Here is a 16,471-nt window from a genome sequence, read left to right as displayed (position 1 = left end):
TATGATCTTAAGCTCGCTTAACCTGTATCAATATCGACTACCGCTCGACGTGTTGCTGCCAGTAGGCAAGCAACGAATTGATCACCGAGCGGGATTAGTGCTGCAAGCCTGTATAAGTATTGAAGGCGAGTATCGACAAGTCGAAGTTGATATTGCGCCACTCTCAGGCGTTGATATCAATCAGCAAGCTTTAGTCGGATTTAGCCGCGAATCGCTGGCTCAAGTGCAACACTCTTTAGTTGAGTTATTACCGCAGCTCTGCGGTCAGCATATCGACAGATTGCTGGAATATGCTAACACGAGCGCTTACCCTTCCTTAGCTTTCGGTCTAAGTCTATTACATGCCAAGCTGTCGGGTAAACTTGATGCTATTCGTCCACAAACTGCTACCGTCCCTTTGATTTATCATCCTACGGATGCAGGTACAGACTTACTCGATAACAAAATTGCGGCGCTTGGCGTGGACGTTCACTCAGTGAAAGTGAAAGTGGCTCAGGCCTCAATCGAAGACGAACTTAAACTCATTTATGGCATTCTACGTACCCGCCCCGATCTCAAATTGCGTTTAGACGCAAATCAAGGTTTTACACTTGAGCAAGCGATCGAATTTGCTGCGTGCCTCCCCCTAGATTCTATTGAATATATTGAAGAACCTTGCCAAAACCCAAAGGATAATGTGGAATTTTATCAAGCGATTGGCATGCCATATGCCCTCGATGAGTCGCTTAATGATCCCGCGTATCAATTTGAGATGCAAAAGGGTCTGACGGCATTAGTGATTAAACCTATGTTGCTCGGCACTGTCGAAAGGCTCGCTGATTTAATCGATACGGCACAGAGCTATGGCGTGCGCTGTATTATTAGTTCATGCCTTGAAAGCAGCTTAGGTATTCACGATCTAGCTCATTTAGCTGCCATCTTCACTCCCGATGAAACCCCTGGGTTAGATACTCTAAGTGCCTTTAGCCAAGATTTATTAATATCATCGGGTAAAAAACACTGCCTGACAATGGCGCAACTTGAGCTTATTGCGCAGCACACCCTTGATTTAACACTGCAAAGTGATTCTAGTATCGCTAAGGGTGAGGAAAGATAGCTTGCCAAATACCCACCTATCGCCACCGCTAATATTGTCACCTGTACACCAAGCCGCGCTTATGTTTCCACTGCAAACGGCCATCAAGCAGGCAGGACAACACATTAGTTACTCTGAATTAAGCCAGCGCGTTATCGCACTTAATCAGCAGCTAAGTGCTGCGGGTCTCAGCCAAGGCCAATCCCTCGCTTGCGTTGCCAGTAATAATCTGGAGATGATTTGCCTCTACTGGGCCTGTATTGATATCGGGGCAATCTTTTTCCCTATCTCACCACGTTTCCCCCTAACGCAGATCCAAGGTTTAATCGATAGTCATCAGATAGGCTATTTTTGGAGTCAGGAAAATACTGGGCTACAACACTGTCGTCTATTAGCGTTAGATTTTGAATGCGTTAGCACCAACTTACCTCAACCTGTCGATGTGTTACGTCCTGCCAATGTGATTTTAACCTCTGGCTCCAGTGGTTTCCCCAAAGCGGCTGTTCATTGCCTAGCTAACCATATTGCAAACGCTGAGGGTGCTCGCAGCTTAATCGCGCTAGAACAAGAAGATGCTTGGTTACTCTCACTCCCCTTATTCCACATTGGTGGTCTGGCAATATTAAATCGCTGCGCCTTAGTCGGCGCTTGTGTTGTTATGCCAGATCATGCACTTAGTCTAAGCCAACAGATTGACCAAGATAAACTAAGCCATCTCTCTCTGGTTCCTGCACAGCTAAATAAACTATTAACCGACACCAGTAGCAAGCTTAAAAGCATCAAAGCCTTATTACTCGGTGGCGGCGCCGTCTCACTCGACTTACTCACGCAACTTAAGCAGCGTAATATTGCCAGCTACACCAGTTACGGTATGACAGAAATGGGCTCACAAATCACCACGGGGCTCGCCTTAAGCGACGGCAGCAGTGGCAAATTACTCCTAAAACGTGAGCTTAAAATCGAAGACGGTGTTATTTGGGTGCGCGGCGCTTGTCTATTTATGGGCAACCTCACTGCCGATGGAATACAAACGTGCGTTGATCAAGATGGCTGGTTTTATACCAAAGACAGGGGGGAATGGGATGAAAATGGCAATCTACGCATCCTCGGCCGCGTCGATAATATGTTTATCAGCGGTGGCGAAAATATCCAGCCAGAAGAAATTGAAGCCGCGCTTAAGCTGCACCCGCAAATAGACGATGCTATCGTTTTCGCTATCCCTGACGACAAATTTGGTCACCTTCCTGCCGCCATTATTCGCGGTAGTTTAGCCCGTCAGCCTGAGGCGATAACCAGTGAACTCGAGTTATTCCTCGCCGATAAAATCGCCCGTTTCAAACGTCCAAGACACTATTACCCATGGCCAGAAAGTAGTGAGCAGACAGGGCTGAAAGTGAACCGAAAATCACTGATTGCTAGCCTTATTCAAGGCTAATTTTTAACACGAATTTCAGACATAAAAAAACCTGCCGTAGCAGGTTTTTTTATGTCTGAAATCACTTCGCTTAATGAGTGATGCGACTTAGATTTCCATACACGCTTTTAGTTTATTCATAGCATTTTTCTCAAGTTGGCGAATACGTTCAGCCGACACTTGATAGGTTTCTGCCAGTTCTTGCAGTGTCGTTTTATTATCATCTAACCAACGAGCGCGCAAAATATGCTGGCTACGCTCATCTAAGGTTTTAATCGCCGATAATAAACGACCTTGAGAATCGGATTCCCAGTTGTCGTTTTCAATATTCTCCGCTAAATCTGACGAATGATCTTCTAGATAATGCACAGGAGCAAAGTCATGCTCCTCATCTTGATCATTAGTCAAATCAAATGCAGGATCCTGCGCCGCCATACGTGATTCCATTTCGGTCACGTCAGCTTTAGAAACACCGAGATTTTCAGCCACCATGCTGACTTCAGCATCGCTGAACCAACCTAAGCGAGTTTTCGCTTTACGGATATTAAAGAATAACTTACGTTGCGCTTTAGTGGTGGCAACTTTAACAATGCGCCAGTTTTTCAGCACATATTCATGGATTTCAGCTTTGATCCAGTGAACAGCAAAAGACACCAGACGCACGCCAACATCAGGATCGAAGCGTTTAACCGCTTTCATCAAACCTATGTTGCCTTCTTGGATCAAGTCAGCCTGTGGCAGACCGTAGCCTGAGTAGCCTTTTGCGACATGCACAACAAAACGTAAGTGCGACATAATCAGTTGCTTCGCCGCCTGCAGATCGCCTGTTTCCTGCAAACGCTTGGCTAACTCATACTCAGCCTCAGCATCCAGCATGCTGATGCTAGTCACTGAATTGATATAAGCTTCTAAGCTACTGGCGCCCTGTGGGACAGTCAGTGCCATTGATTGCGTTTGAAAGGTCATTCGCTCTCCTACATTTTATCAGACTACTTACGAGTGTATTCTTGAGCTCTCTAACAAAATACCACAAGAATAAGCTGATGAACTATCGGCTAATTGACAGACTATGTCAACCTTAGCGCGTTTACCGATAGCCTTTTTAACTCGTTAAAATAGACATATCAAGTGAAAAAAAGTTCATCACCATCGCTTTTTTTAGTGACTTTTTTGCTATTTATTAACGTCGAAGGTTAAGCGGTTACGAGGGTTCAATGGCACGTAAATGTTGACGAACCGATAAATACGACCCTAACCAGCCTAAAAATGATGCTAAACCGACTAATTGCAATAACTCAGTAAACGTCAGTGATTTCATTTCGAGCTGACTGCCGTAAAGCCCCAACAATTCTGCCAACGCCGAATCGAGATACCACACCAATAAGTTAATGATAAGCCAAGCTAGTATGCCACCAATTACCCCATACCAAATACCCGTATAAAGGAAAGGACGCTGGATAAAAGCTTCGGTTGCACCGACTAATTTCATCACTTCGATTTCGCTACGTCGATTCATAATCGCGAGACGAATTGTATTACCAATCACCAATACCACGGCCAAAATGAGAAGAGCTGCGATCGCCATTACAGTCCGCTCAAGCACACGAACCACAGCTTGTAAACGCTCTAACCATTCAATATCTAAACGGCCAAAACTAATCTCAGGTTCACGCTCTAGCTTAGTTAATAATTCCCGGGCTCCCACTGGCGTTGAATATCGCTTCGTAGGGGTCACCGTAATCACGGCTGGTAAGGGGTTTTTATCCAAATAGGCTAAGGCTTCACCAAATCCAGAAAGGCGTTGAAACTCTTCTAGGGCTTGGTTTTTATCGATATACCGCACCTTATCAACTTCAGAATAAGTACCAATACGAGTTAATAGACTCTGGATTGTTTGTTCACTGCGATTATCATCAATGAATAAGGATATCTCAGCAGCACTATTCCACGAGCTAGTAATGGTTTCAGCATTTTTAACCAATACCTGTAATGCCGCCGGTAAACTCAAACTCACACCGAGTACCGCCATTGTCATCACAGAGGATATTGGATTACGCCATAGTTCACCTAAACTCGCCATGGCTTGTTGCGCATGTCGAATAAAAAACATCACAAATCGTCCCGACAGAGGCAATTTACTACGAGTTAACTTTGCGCTATTGCTCATAGACCTTCACCTCTATTGAGCGCTGTACTTCGTGCATGCACACTATGATCTAACTCTTGTGCGCCTAACATACGCCCCTGTTTAAGCGTAAAAGTACGGTACTTCATCCGCGCAATTAATCCCAAATCGTGAGTGGCGATAAGCACGCTTGTGCCGGCATCATTAAAGGTTTCAAATAGACGTAAAATATCCATCGATAACTTAGGATCTAAGTTACCCGTTGGTTCGTCAGCAAGCAGTAAAAGCGGCTTATTCACAATTGCGCGGGCAATACCGACACGTTGCTGCTCACCACCTGACAACATGATCGGGTTATGCCGCTCTTTGCCATATAACCCCACCATGTCGAGGGCCCCAGCCACACGCTTACGTATCTCACCATGGGAAAAACCTTCAATCACCAGCGGTAAGGCGACATTATCAAAAACACTTCTATCCATTAAAAGATGATGATTTTGAAAAATCATACCAATATTGCGGCGTAAGTACGGTACATGTTTGGCACTCAAATGGGCGATATCATGGCCATTAATCGCCACACGGCCAGTGGTCGCGCGTTCAATAACCGTAATTAACTTCAACAGCGTACTTTTACCCGCACCTGAGTGGCCGGTTAAAAATGCCATTTCACCCTGTTGCAGATGAAAATTGACATCTTCCAGCGCCATTTGGCCGCCAGGATAAATCTTACTGACCTGCTGAAAATCAATCATAAATTAGCTATCCGCTTTTTCTTGAGTGAACAAGGCGTCGATAAATTCTTTCGAATTAAAGGGGCGTAAATCATCAATTTGCTCACCAACACCGATATAACGGATGGGGATATTAAACTTGTCGGCAATCGCAAACACTACGCCGCCCTTAGCTGTTCCATCTAACTTGCTGATGGTAATTCCCGTTACCCCTACTGCTTCTTGGAACAATTGCGCTTGGCTAATCGCATTTTGCCCCGTGCTGGCATCTAATGTCAGCATGACCTCATGTGGTGTATCGGGGTCGAGCTTTTTCATTACTCGCACAACTTTTTTCAATTCTTCCATTAGATGCGCTTTATTTTGCAAACGACCCGCGGTGTCGGCAATCAATACATCGACTTTACGCGCTTTGGCGGCTTGTAAGGCATCAAACAATACCGAAGCACTATCTGCGCCCGTATGCTGGGCAATCACAGTAATGTCGTTACGTTGTCCCCAAACTTGTAGCTGCTCAACCGCGGCGGCACGGAAAGTATCTCCCGCAGCTAACATCACCGATTTACCTTGGCTTTGGTATTGCTTGGCCATTTTGCCGATAGTGGTCGTTTTACCCACACCATTGACGCCCACCATTAAAATTACAAATGGCCCGTTGGCATTATCTGGCACTAACGGAATGGCGACAGGGTCGAGTGTTTTTTGCAACTCATCACGCAATAACTCGTATAACGCTTCGGCATCTTTTAATTGTTTACGTGACGCATGTTCTGTTAAGTTTTTAATAAGACGCGTAGTGGTTTCAACGCCAACATCGGCGATTAATAACTGTTCTTCTAGCTCTTCAAATAAGTCATCATCAATTTTTTTACCGCGAAATAGCCCGATAAAACCACTACCGATATTCTCACTGGTACGCATCAATCCGCGTTTTAGACGCGCAAACAAGCCTTCTTTAACTGGTCTAGCCTGCGGCTCAGGTTGTAATTCTGCTACAAGCTCAACAGCTTGTTCAAGCTCTGCGGTAAGCTGTTCTGCTACTAAAGCTTGGCTAACACGTTCCACTTCTTCAGCGGCTGTGATTTGCGCTTGTTGCTCTGCTAAACGCTCAACTTCAATTTGGGCTTGCTCTTGAGCTAATTGTTCTGCGGCTAACTTCTCAGCAGTAAATTCCGCTGCAGCTTGTTCAGCCTCTAACTGTGCGGCCGCCTTACGTGCTACTTGCGCTTGTTGTTCCGCTAAACGCTCTACTTCAATTTGGGCTTGCGCTTGAGCTAATTGTTCTGCGGCTAACTTCTCAGCAGTAAGTTCTGCTGCAGCTTGTTCAGCCTCTAACTGTGCCGCCGCCCTACGTGCTACTTGCGCTTGTTGTTCCGCTAAACGCTCTACTTCAATTTGGGCTTGCGCTTGAGCTAATTGTTCTGCGGCTAACTTATTTGCAGTAAATTCTGCTGCGGCTTGTTCAGCCTCTAACTGTGCTACTTTTGCTTGTTGCTCAGCTATACGCTGAGCGTTGATTTGTGCTTGCTCGTGGGCAATACGTTCTGCTTCTACTTTGGCTTGCGTCTGCTCAGCAGCTAACTGCTCTGCGGCCAGCTTTGCTGCTGTTTGAATAGCTAAACGCTGCGCCTCTACTTGTTCCTGCTCTACAGACGGTGCTTTTTCAGCGTCTTGTGTGGGAGTAACTACTGGAGTTTCAGCGACGACCTCATCTTGTGACTTATCTTTACGAAACCAAGAGAAAAAACCTTTCTTTGCCATGTGTGATCCCAGCGCTCTACTTCAGTGTTGAATTTTGAATAAGACCCTGATGTTATACCAGATTGCCTCGGAAATTACGTCCAAAAAGTCGGCAATTAGCTAAGCTCACTCAGCCTTCTCACCTTTTGGTGAGACTTTGATATAAAATAGCGGCCTTTATTAAGGTGGCATAGTCTACCACTTTCTTTCTTCAGGCAAAATCACGGGGGCACTTTGGCCAATCATCGTTCGATAAAAAATCAATCGACTAAAAGTCAGCTTGGTAGTGGTCAGGTGCGGATCATTGGTGGACAATGGCGTTCGCGTCGTTTGCCTATTCAGGATCTCGATGGTTTAAGGCCAACGCCAGATAGAGTGCGCGAAACACTTTTTAACTGGTTAGCTAACAGCGTTGTTAATGCTCGTGTACTTGACTGTTTTGGCGGGAGTGGCGCATTGGCGCTCGAATCCCTATCGCGTTATGCAAATTACGCTAAAATTATCGAGTTACAACGTGGCGCGGCTTTGCAGCTAAAAGAAAATCTTCAAACCCTTAAATGCGATAAGGCCGAAGTGCTCAACGCCGACACATTAATGGTGTTACAACAAGGCTGCGATCAAGGTTTTGACCTAGTGTTTATCGACCCGCCATTTCGCAAGGGATTGGCAGAAAAGACGACTCAACTGCTCGACACCCAAGGCTGGCTCAATGATGGCGCATTGATTTATGTCGAAGTTGAAGCAGAATTGACACAATTGGCAATACCATCTCACTGGCAAGCTTTAAAAGAAAAGCATACAGGGCAAGTCAGTTATCGCTTGTATCAATATCAATCTACAAATACGACTGAGCCTATAGAAGATGAAAACCATGCCCTTGTTGATTAATGTAGGTAAAGCCATCACGCTTATTGCTTGGCTGATGATGGCCTATAACTTAGTAATCCCTTTTGACGGCAATGTCGCGATTATTTTGAATATCCTGCTTGGTATTACCTGCATGATGCATTGTTTTCAGGTTGCTATTTTCCATATGTTGTTTAAAACCTTGCTGCCATTAACGAAGCAAGATTATTTACAGGTATTTATCTTTGGCATTTTTAGTTTGCTCACCTATCGACAGCGAGTACTGGCTAATGCGGTTTAACCTATATTATAAATAATAAAAAACCCTCGGTAAGAGGGTTTTTTTATGGTAATTACTCAGAGTGATCTTGCACTAAAATTTATCCTTTAGGATAAGGGTGAGCCACACCTTTATGACAGTCGATACAGGTTTTTCTATCTTCTGGCGCTTTCTTAAAATTGTTGCTGTGCATTCTCACTGCCATTTTGCTCATATTTTCTGATTGGTTTTCATAAATACGATTATGACAATTTTGGCACGTTGAAGAATCAATTGAGCGCAAATAATCACGTGCGAGTTCAGCTTGCTCTTTACGGTTTTCATCTAACCAAGCTTGAGTATTAAAACCATCAATCATTAAGAAGCCGATAACGTCTTTAGAAACGATGATCTTTTTCTTCAAATATTGGAATGGTTCCTGTGCAATGTGACATTGCTGACACTGCACCACAATACCCACACGGTTGTTACCATGGGGAGATGACATCACCTCATTTTTCAATGAGTGTTGGCTATGGCAGCTCATACAAAATGCATCTTGGCTGGTAGCGTGTAAGGTCGTTTGGGTGGCAAAGTAGCCCACAACTCCGACAACAATACCCACGGCCAGTAATGCTAGGATTGAATATTTTGCGCTAGGTTTAAACAGTGCACGCCAGTTCATCACTCTATTCTCCGAAATTGATAAATTTAGTTTTTATAAGTCTAGTTTATATTCTTTTATTTATTAGAAATTTGATTCTAAGCCAAAACTTAACCATTGAATGACGTTTAAAAGCGTAAAGTGAGATCTAGATCTAACTATTACAGTAGTAACAAGCAGAAACTTTCTAACAAACGGCGTAATACATGGATATTTACATCCACCTAATCGAAATAAAACACGGGGAGTTTATTTTAATGATTAACATTCGAATTAAATGCGCTTAAGTTAAATCTTATTTATAGAATACTTAAATGTGACTGACGACACATTTATTATGGTGCGGAGTATTAGATTAATGCAAAAATAGGCATAAATAATTGACTGCTGCAGGGTCTATTGAGAATAAATATCTATTGGTTATGCTAAAACGTGAGCTAACCCATTACAGAATAATATCGCTATGCTAGAATCGAGCCGTTCATCATCTGGGATACTTATGCATCACACACTCGGTCGTTACTTTTTAGTCGTATTCACTTTACTCGCACTCGTCGGGCAAAGTGTTGTGTCTAATGGTCACGCCATGGTGCCGCACACTATGGACATGAGTGCAATAAACCATAAGGCTTCAAGTCAAAAAATGCATCATACAGTGATGCAGATGAACACAGAGAACAGTTCTGACTCACATTCAATAGCCAACGCGGATTGCTGTAACGAGACAATGCTTCCCGGCGCGAAACAGCATTGCTGTGATGGCACCACATCATGTTCAAATGATTGTGGGCATTGTTTGACGATTTCAGTCGCTGGCACTCTATTCAGCCCACACCTCTGGCCAAGTGTGAGCATGAGCGATACCGCAATGGCCACTCCTATGCCTCATTTCCACTCTATCTCTTTGTCTTCGGCCTTTAAACCACCGATAGCCTAGCTCTACTTTGCTTTTAATCGGCAAATCAGCCATTAAAAAACGCGAAGCAATCAAGCTAAAACGACAACCAAATTAACGCAAGTTTCTGCCGTTTATTGTGGTGCCTTATTATTAAATTATGCACCCACGTTCAGAAAAATATTGATCACTGCGCCAAATGCCAAGTTATGGCATCAATCTGTAAATCAAAGCAAATAGCTTTAATCTACAAGGCTCATCGATGTTTTATGGACTTAATCTTCGGCTAGTAATCCGATGGAGTGAATAATATGAAAAACCTAACTAACCTCGCCTTAATGACATTACTGCTGATCAATACCAGTGTGTTTGCCACGGCCGCGCCACACGAACATCAGCACGGTAATCTAAGTCCACAATTGCAAGCGCAAACCTATATTTGCCCTATGCACCCCGAAGTGGTTGGCACAAAAGGCGATACTTGCCCTAAATGTGGTATGGACTTAGAGCCCAAAGCGACGGATGAAAAAATAGCTGAAGGTACGCTGCACAACGCGCACGAACACCACTAAGCTAGGCTGGAGATGAGGCATATGAATCCATTTAACAACGTAAAAAAACAAGCCCCTAAGACCGTACTACTATTGAGTAGCATACTTATTAGTACGCCTTGGTTGAGTCATGCACAACTTGCAAGTACAGATCAAACTGCTGCACACCAAGCTAACAGCCATGAACATGCGCCGCAGGCGAACGTTATAAATCAAGTAAAAACTTATACTTGCCCAATGCATCCAGAAGTGATCAGCCATGAGCCCGGCCGCTGCCCTCAGTGCAATATGTTTTTAGTTGAGCAACAAGCTGTCGCTAGCCCGACAGATAAGCATAGTGAGCATCAAAACGCAGAGCACCAAAACGCAGAGCACCGACCAACCTTAGCCACTAAGTCTTCAAGTCTGGTATTTGACACTCCTGCACCTAAGGCCGACAGCTTAGTCAAAGCTGCAGATAACGTGATAACAATCAAGTACGTTTGCCCTATGCACGCCCACATCATTAGTGATGTGCCCGGCACTTGCCCTATCTGTGGCATGAATTTAGAGAAAGTCGAAACCGGTGGTAATACCCAAGAAATCAACATCAATGTTTCTGGCAGTATGCAGCAAGCGCTAGCGCTTAAAGTCGCAAAAGTTGAACGCGACACACTATGGAAATTTGTCGAAACCGTTGGTCAGGTCGACTATGACGAAAGTCAAATTACCCATATCCATGCCCGTGTTACTGGCTGGATTGAAAAGCTGATGATCAAGTCAGTTGGCGATACCATTAAGAAAGATCAGCTACTTTATGAGATCTACTCTCCCGATTTAATCAATGCGCAAAATGATTATCTACTGGCGATGGATACCGCTAAAACAAACGGACAAGAGCGCTATAAAGGTCTGGTTCGCGACGCAGGTTTACGATTATCTTTTCTTGGGTTTAATGATAAACAAATTAAACAATTAACCGAATCAAAACAAACACAATATCGAGTACCTTTTTATGCGCGCCAAGAGGGAATTGTCAAAGCACTCGATGTACGTGATGGCATGTATATTCAGCCCTCAACCGAGGTGATGTCGGTGGTGGATCTTTCTAAAGTGTGGGTAATTGCTGACGTGTTTGAGAACGAGCAAAGCTGGATTGCCAAAGGGCAAAAGGCCGAAATTGCCGTTCCCGCCATGAATATTAACGGTATTGAAGGCACTATCGATTACATCTATCCCGAACTTGATCCAGTGACTCGTAGCCTTCGAGTACGGGTAGTGCTCAACAATACTAAGGTAGATTTAAGACCCAAAACCCTCGCTAAGGTTTCGCTATTTGGCGGGCCACATGAAAATGTACTGGTGGTCCCGCAGGAAGCCTTGATTCAAACGGGTAAAGAAAACCGCGTAATCGTTAAACAAGCCGATGACAGTTTTACCGCTAAACAAGTCACTGTTGGCATGATGAGCCAAGGCAAGGCCGAGATTATTTCAGGCCTGCATGAAGGTGAGCGGGTGGTGATTTCGGGGCAGTTTTTACTCGACTCAGAAGCCAGTCTCAAGGGCAGCTTAATGCGTTTAAGCAGCGGTCATCAGCACTAGGAGCGCGATATGTTGAAATATATTATTGAAGCGTCCATTAGGCAGCGATTTATGGTGCTGATTATTGCCATCATGATCACGGTCTGGGGCGTACAGGAGCTGCGTAAAACGCCGCTCGATGCGCTGCCAGATTTATCCGACGTGCAAGTGATCATTAAAACCCCTTATCCGGGTCAAGCGCCAAAATTGGTAGAAGAACAAGTCACCTACCCTTTGTCGACCGCCATGTTAGCCGTACCCGGTGCCAAAACTGTACGTGGCTATTCCATGTTCGGTGACTCTTATGTGTATGTGATTTTTGAAGATGGCACTGACATCTACTGGGCACGTTCACGAGTGCTCGAATACTTGAGCCAAATCAGTAGTCGCTTGCCACAAAACGTGCAGCCATCTCTTGGCCCAGATGCATCAGGCGTGGGTTGGGTATATGAGTATGCGCTGGTCGATCGCTCCGGAAATTTAGATTTATCACAACTCAAAAGTCTACAGGATTGGTATCTTAAATTAGAGCTACAAAGCGTAGCGGGCGTGTCAGAAGTCGCTACCGTCGGTGGTATGGAGCAGACTTATCAGATAGTGCTTGAGCCCGATAAAATGGCGGTCTATAAGCTCGATATCGCCAGCATTAAACAAGCCATCGATAGAGCCAACAGCGAAGCCGGCGGCTCAGTGATCGAGATGGCCGAAGCTGAATACATGGTACGCGCCAAAGGTTATCGCCAAACCTTGGAGGATTTTCGTGAAATTCCCCTTGGCATCACCAGCCCTGCTGGTACAGGTTTATCACTCAAAGATGTGGCTACTGTGCGTAAAGGCCCAGCCTCACGCCGCGGCATTGCCGAACTCGATGGTGAAGGTGAAGTCGTTGGCGGAATTGTAGTGATGCGTTACGGCGAAAACGCCTTAGCGACAATTGATGCGGTTAAAGCAAAACTCGAAGAACTCAAAGCCGGTCTGCCAGAAGGCGTTGAGATTATTCCTACCTATGACAGATCCCATTTAATTCTTGAGTCCGTCGACAACCTCTTTAGTAAAGTCGTCGAAGAAATGTTAGTGGTTGGTTTAGTCTGTTTACTATTTTTACTACATGCACGCTCCACGCTCGTGGCGGTAATAACTCTGCCGCTATCTATCCTAATCGCCTTTATCGTGATGAATAAGATGGGTGTTAACGCCAATATCATGAGTCTTGGCGGCATTGCTATTGCTATCGGCGCGGTGGTGGATGGTGCGATTGTGATGATCGAAAACTTGCACAAGCATTTAGAGCATTTTAAGGCAGATAATAATCGCGAGCCTGATACTAAAGAACATTGGCGTATCGTCACCGAAGCCTCAATTGAAGTCGGCCCTGCACTATTTTTCTCATTGATCATTATCACCTTAAGCTTTGTGCCCGTGTTTGCGCTCGAGGCGCAAGAAGGTCGATTATTCGCGCCATTGGCTTACACAAAAACCTTTGCTATGGCCGCGGCAGCTTTTTTATCGATAACCTTAGTACCCATTTTGATGGGTTATTTTATCCGCGGTAAAATCCCCAGCGAACGCAGTAATCCTATTAGCCGTTTCTTGATTGCACTTTATGAGCCGTCACTAAAACTGGTGTTGAAATTTCCTAAGGTCACGTTAATTTTAGCGTTAGTCGCACTCGCCAGTGCTTGGTACCCCATGACTCGTATGGGGAGTGAGTTTATGCCTGCTCTTGAAGAAGGCGATTTACTCTATATGCCAACAACACTACCCGGTGTCAGCGCCAGTAAAGCTGCCGAAGTGTTACAACAAACTGACCGGTTAATCAAAACAGTCCCCGAAGTCGCTCGCGTATTCGGCAAAGCAGGCCGCGCCGAAACCGCCACCGACCCTGCGCCACTGACCATGCTTGAAACGACAATCATGCTCAAGCCCCATAACGAATGGCGTGAAGGCATGACTTTAGATGGCATCATTGCCCAGCTGCAACAAACGGTCAAAGTGCCGGGAATCACTAATGCTTGGGTGCAACCTATCAAAACTCGTATAGATATGCTCTCAACGGGGATAAAAACCCCTGTTGGGCTTAAGATTACTGGAGCCGATGTCAACGAGCTGCAAAGAATAGGTACTCAAATTGAAGCAATTTTGAGTAAGGTGCCACACACCAAATCCGCCTATGCTGAACGCAGTGGCGGTGGGCGCTATATCGATATCAGCCCAAAACTTGATGTGGCTGCGCGTTACGGCATGACCTTACAGGATATTCAAGATGTGGTGCGTTACGCCATTGGCGGCATGGATATTGGTGAATCGATACAAGGTGCTGAGCGTTACCCCATCAATCTACGTTACCCCCGTGAGCTACGCGATAATATCGAGAAACTACGTGAGTTACCTGTCATCACTAAATCTGGGCATTACCTGCCACTGCGAAATTTAGCGGATATTGAAATTACTGATGGTGCGCCTATGCTCAGCAGTGAAAACGGTCGTTTAATCTCTTGGGTATTTATCGATATTGAAGGTACTTCTATTGGCGAATATATTGCCACCGCTAAGCAAGCTTTAAATGCCGAACTGAAAGTACCTCCGCGCTACAGCTATACTTTCGCAGGGCAGTATGAATATATGCAACGCGTAGATGCCAAGCTTAAACAAGTGATCCCCATGGCGTTAGCAGTTATTTTTATTCTGCTGATGATGACATTCGGCTCCACCATTCAGGCCAGCATTATCATGCTCAGCCTACCCTTTGCGCTGGTCGGCAGCACTTGGCTGCTGTATCTACTCGATTACAACATCTCAGTAGCTGTGGCCGTGGGTATGATAGCCCTAGCAGGTGTCGCCGCCGAGTTTGGGGTGGTGATGTTGGTATATCTCAATAACGCTATCAAGCACCGGCAAGAAAAAGACACTTACCACAGTGTTAGCGATTTAAAAGAGGCCTTAATAGAAGGTGCGGTTATGCGTATTCGCCCTAAAGCGATGACAGTCGCAACCATCTTCTTTGGTCTATTACCCATTATGTGGGGCGCTGGTTCGGGTAACGATGTGATGCAAAAAATCGCCGCACCCATGGTTGGCGGCATGGTAACAGCACCGTTATTGTCACTATTTGTCCTGCCCGCACTCTACTTACTGGTTTACTCGCGCAAGCTAAAGAAAGATGCTGAGCATGTAAGTTAACCACAATATAAATCTACAAAAATCCCCTCAAGCCATTACGGTTGAAGGGATTTTTTATTTCATAAAACTAAAGCTTAGTGGATTCAACTCATACACAGACCAATGCTAGCATCGATTTTGGAGAGCGTGAGCAATGCCGCTACAAATGACGAACAATAAAATAAGCCTCTAAGTTTATAACGCTTATGTGTACCATTAACGCAGCGCACCACAGGATTGACTCAACTATCTGTAGCAGAAAGGATTCCATTAAATGATAAAAACATTTTGTTTAACGATCAGCCGAATTAGGCTGATAGTAGGTTTACTTAACCGCCCACCGCGCGTATTACTTGCTGCATTCGGCCTATTCGGTACGCTAATCATTGCAGTCATACCCACTTTTGCTGCGCCAGCGAGCGGAGAATTTATCGCCGATAAACGCTGTGAATTATTTCAATCAAAAAATAAACAAACCAATCCCGATCAGTGGCAGAGCAATATTGGCGAGCGCTATCCTGTACTCGAAATCCTCGGTAACAGCTTAAAACCTGACTGGCTGCGAGTGCGAACCAATGCGATAAAATCGCCCATGCGCTGGATTAGTGGTGCTTGCGGCCAATATCAATCCAATATTGCAGGCAGTAAACTATCAATACCAGCAACGGCAGTCGAACCCGCGCAAACTACCACGGCAGCGGATATCAAAGCCAAAAACCGAGATAGCCTTAAAGAGCATGGCGCCACGCAAAAGAGCCAAGGGGATCAATGTCGAATAGGCGAAAAATTTGATGCCAATGTGTTGGCATTAAGCTGGCAAAGCACGTTTTGTGAACTCTATGGCAGCCGAAAAGCAGAATGCCACGCGTTAAGCCAAACGAGTGAGTCGACCCAATGGCAACACTTTAGTCTGCACGGACTGTGGCCGAATAAGCAGCAATGCGGCACACGTTATGGCTATTGCAGCACAGTAAAACTACAGCCAAACGATTTCTGTACTTATCCTGAGTTTGAACTTAACCCATCGGTTCGTAAAAATTTAGAAGAAGTCATGCCAAGCGCCCGCTACGGAACCTGTTTAGAGCGACACCAATGGTGGAAACACGGCACTTGCCGCAGCCAAGATCCAAACGAATACTTTTTATTAGCAACCCAGCTAACCCAAGCGGTAAACGCCTCGGCATGGGTACAAGGTTTTATTCATGAACGTATTGGTAAAAATGTCACCAAAAGTGAATTAAACCAAAGTTTTGATGCCAGTTTTGGCAAAGGTGCTCACACTAAAATGAGCTTAGAATGTGCCAAAGGCTTATTGAGTGAAATCCGTATTAATTTGCCCGAGGTCATTAAGACTTCAGACTCCTTACCAAGTCTACTAGCCAAAGCTGACAAAGCTAAAAAAGGCTCTTGTCCTGAAACCATAACAATCGACCAGCCTAACTAGGCACG

14 protein-coding genes are annotated in these 16,471 nt (G+C 45.0%); 9 read left to right on the top strand and 5 right to left on the bottom strand.

The genetic code is table 11. The features are described from left to right. Window position 1 precedes the first annotated feature (1 nt). Window positions 2–1,096: an o-succinylbenzoate synthase gene (menC, locus tag C9I43_RS17295; RefSeq protein WP_107884804.1), complete on the top strand. Its 1,095-nt coding sequence runs from the start codon at window positions 2–4 to the stop codon at window positions 1,094–1,096. Between the two features lie 61 nt (window positions 1,097–1,157). Further along, on the top strand, window positions 1,158–2,510 hold the full coding sequence (gene menE / locus C9I43_RS17290; protein ID WP_373455358.1) for an o-succinylbenzoate--CoA ligase: 1,353 nt from the start codon (window positions 1,158–1,160) through the stop codon (window positions 2,508–2,510). 87 nt (window positions 2,511–2,597) lie between these two features. Here menE and rpoH read toward each other — a convergent pair whose 3' ends face one another. The 4 genes from rpoH to ftsY form a co-directional block, all read right to left on the bottom strand. Then, complete coding sequence (gene rpoH / locus C9I43_RS17285; RefSeq protein ID WP_076497255.1) at window positions 2,598–3,455, bottom strand: RNA polymerase sigma factor RpoH; 858 nt, start codon at window positions 3,453–3,455, stop codon at window positions 2,598–2,600. A 235-nt stretch (window positions 3,456–3,690) separates the two neighbouring features. Then, window positions 3,691–4,656, bottom strand: coding sequence for a permease-like cell division protein FtsX (ftsX, locus tag C9I43_RS17280; RefSeq protein WP_076497256.1), 966 nt, complete (start codon window positions 4,654–4,656; stop codon window positions 3,691–3,693). After that, entirely contained in the window at window positions 4,653–5,369 is a 717-nt protein-coding gene (ftsE, locus tag C9I43_RS17275) for a cell division ATP-binding protein FtsE (RefSeq protein WP_107884800.1), read from the bottom strand. Before ftsE ends, ftsX begins: the two co-directional genes overlap by 4 nt. 3 nt (window positions 5,370–5,372) lie before the next feature. Next, a complete protein-coding gene (gene ftsY / locus C9I43_RS17270) occupies window positions 5,373–7,109 on the bottom strand; it encodes a signal recognition particle-docking protein FtsY (RefSeq protein WP_107884798.1) in 1,737 nt (578 codons plus the stop codon). A gap of 213 nt (window positions 7,110–7,322) precedes the next feature. Between ftsY and rsmD the strand changes: the two genes are divergently transcribed. Beyond that, entirely contained in the window at window positions 7,323–7,976 is a 654-nt protein-coding gene (gene rsmD, locus C9I43_RS17265; RefSeq protein ID WP_107884796.1) for a 16S rRNA (guanine(966)-N(2))-methyltransferase RsmD, read from the top strand. Continuing rightward, on the top strand, window positions 7,951–8,235 hold the full coding sequence (locus tag C9I43_RS17260) for a DUF1145 domain-containing protein (protein ID WP_076497260.1): 285 nt from the start codon (window positions 7,951–7,953) through the stop codon (window positions 8,233–8,235). Before rsmD ends, C9I43_RS17260 begins: the two co-directional genes overlap by 26 nt. Before the next feature lie 79 nt (window positions 8,236–8,314). Here C9I43_RS17260 and C9I43_RS17255 read toward each other — a convergent pair whose 3' ends face one another. Beyond that, complete coding sequence (locus tag C9I43_RS17255; RefSeq protein ID WP_107884792.1) at window positions 8,315–8,878, bottom strand: NapC/NirT family cytochrome c; 564 nt, start codon at window positions 8,876–8,878, stop codon at window positions 8,315–8,317. A 478-nt stretch (window positions 8,879–9,356) separates the two neighbouring features. Between C9I43_RS17255 and C9I43_RS17250 the strand changes: the two genes are divergently transcribed. The 5 genes from C9I43_RS17250 to C9I43_RS17230 all read left to right on the top strand — a co-directional run bounded on the left by C9I43_RS17250 (window position 9,357) and on the right by C9I43_RS17230 (window position 16,466). Then, a complete protein-coding gene (locus C9I43_RS17250; protein ID WP_076497262.1) occupies window positions 9,357–9,794 on the top strand; it encodes a hypothetical protein in 438 nt (145 codons plus the stop codon). Window positions 9,795–10,063: 269 nt separating this feature from the next. After that, window positions 10,064–10,324 carry a heavy metal-binding domain-containing protein gene (locus C9I43_RS17245; protein WP_076497263.1) on the top strand — a complete coding sequence of 87 codons (261 nt, stop codon included), beginning with the start codon at window positions 10,064–10,066 and terminating at the stop codon, window positions 10,322–10,324. Between the two features lie 21 nt (window positions 10,325–10,345). After that, a complete protein-coding gene (locus C9I43_RS17240; protein WP_107884788.1) occupies window positions 10,346–11,884 on the top strand; it encodes an efflux RND transporter periplasmic adaptor subunit in 1,539 nt (512 codons plus the stop codon). A 9-nt stretch (window positions 11,885–11,893) separates the two neighbouring features. Further along, window positions 11,894–15,043 (top strand): efflux RND transporter permease subunit, encoded by a 3,150-nt coding sequence (locus C9I43_RS17235; protein ID WP_107884786.1) that lies wholly within the window; start codon window positions 11,894–11,896, stop codon window positions 15,041–15,043. A 253-nt stretch (window positions 15,044–15,296) separates the two neighbouring features. After that, window positions 15,297–16,466, top strand: a complete 1,170-nt coding sequence (locus C9I43_RS17230) for a ribonuclease T2 (RefSeq protein WP_107884784.1) — start codon at window positions 15,297–15,299, stop codon at window positions 16,464–16,466. Window positions 16,467–16,471 lie beyond the last annotated feature (5 nt).

Source organism: Shewanella morhuae (assembly GCF_003028295.1).
GTDB classification, from domain to species: Bacteria; Pseudomonadota; Gammaproteobacteria; order Enterobacterales; family Shewanellaceae; genus Shewanella; species Shewanella morhuae.
Note: the sequence above shows the minus strand (reverse complement) of the source record. Positions and strands in the feature narration are given on the sequence as shown.

Bases quoted from the DNA above. Each gene is read 5' to 3' on its own strand.
- menC (WP_107884804.1), top strand. From the start codon at position 2: ATGATCTTAAGCTCGCTTAACCTGTATCAATATCGACTACCGCTCGAC.
- menE (WP_373455358.1), top strand. From the start codon at position 1,158: ATGTTTCCACTGCAAACGGCCATCAAGCAGGCAGGACAACACATTAGT.
- rpoH (WP_076497255.1), bottom strand. From the start codon at position 3,455: ATGACCTTTCAAACGCAATCAATGGCACTGACTGTCCCACAGGGCGCC.
- ftsX (WP_076497256.1), bottom strand. From the start codon at position 4,656: ATGAGCAATAGCGCAAAGTTAACTCGTAGTAAATTGCCTCTGTCGGGA.
- ftsE (WP_107884800.1), bottom strand. From the start codon at position 5,369: ATGATTGATTTTCAGCAGGTCAGTAAGATTTATCCTGGCGGCCAAATG.
- ftsY (WP_107884798.1), bottom strand. From the start codon at position 7,109: ATGGCAAAGAAAGGTTTTTTCTCTTGGTTTCGTAAAGATAAGTCACAA.
- C9I43_RS17260 (WP_076497260.1), top strand. From the start codon at position 7,951: ATGAAAACCATGCCCTTGTTGATTAATGTAGGTAAAGCCATCACGCTT.
- C9I43_RS17255 (WP_107884792.1), bottom strand. From the start codon at position 8,878: ATGAACTGGCGTGCACTGTTTAAACCTAGCGCAAAATATTCAATCCTA.
- C9I43_RS17250 (WP_076497262.1), top strand. From the start codon at position 9,357: ATGCATCACACACTCGGTCGTTACTTTTTAGTCGTATTCACTTTACTC.
- C9I43_RS17245 (WP_076497263.1), top strand. From the start codon at position 10,064: ATGAAAAACCTAACTAACCTCGCCTTAATGACATTACTGCTGATCAAT.
- C9I43_RS17240 (WP_107884788.1), top strand. From the start codon at position 10,346: ATGAATCCATTTAACAACGTAAAAAAACAAGCCCCTAAGACCGTACTA.
- C9I43_RS17235 (WP_107884786.1), top strand. From the start codon at position 11,894: ATGTTGAAATATATTATTGAAGCGTCCATTAGGCAGCGATTTATGGTG.
- C9I43_RS17230 (WP_107884784.1), top strand. From the start codon at position 15,297: ATGATAAAAACATTTTGTTTAACGATCAGCCGAATTAGGCTGATAGTA.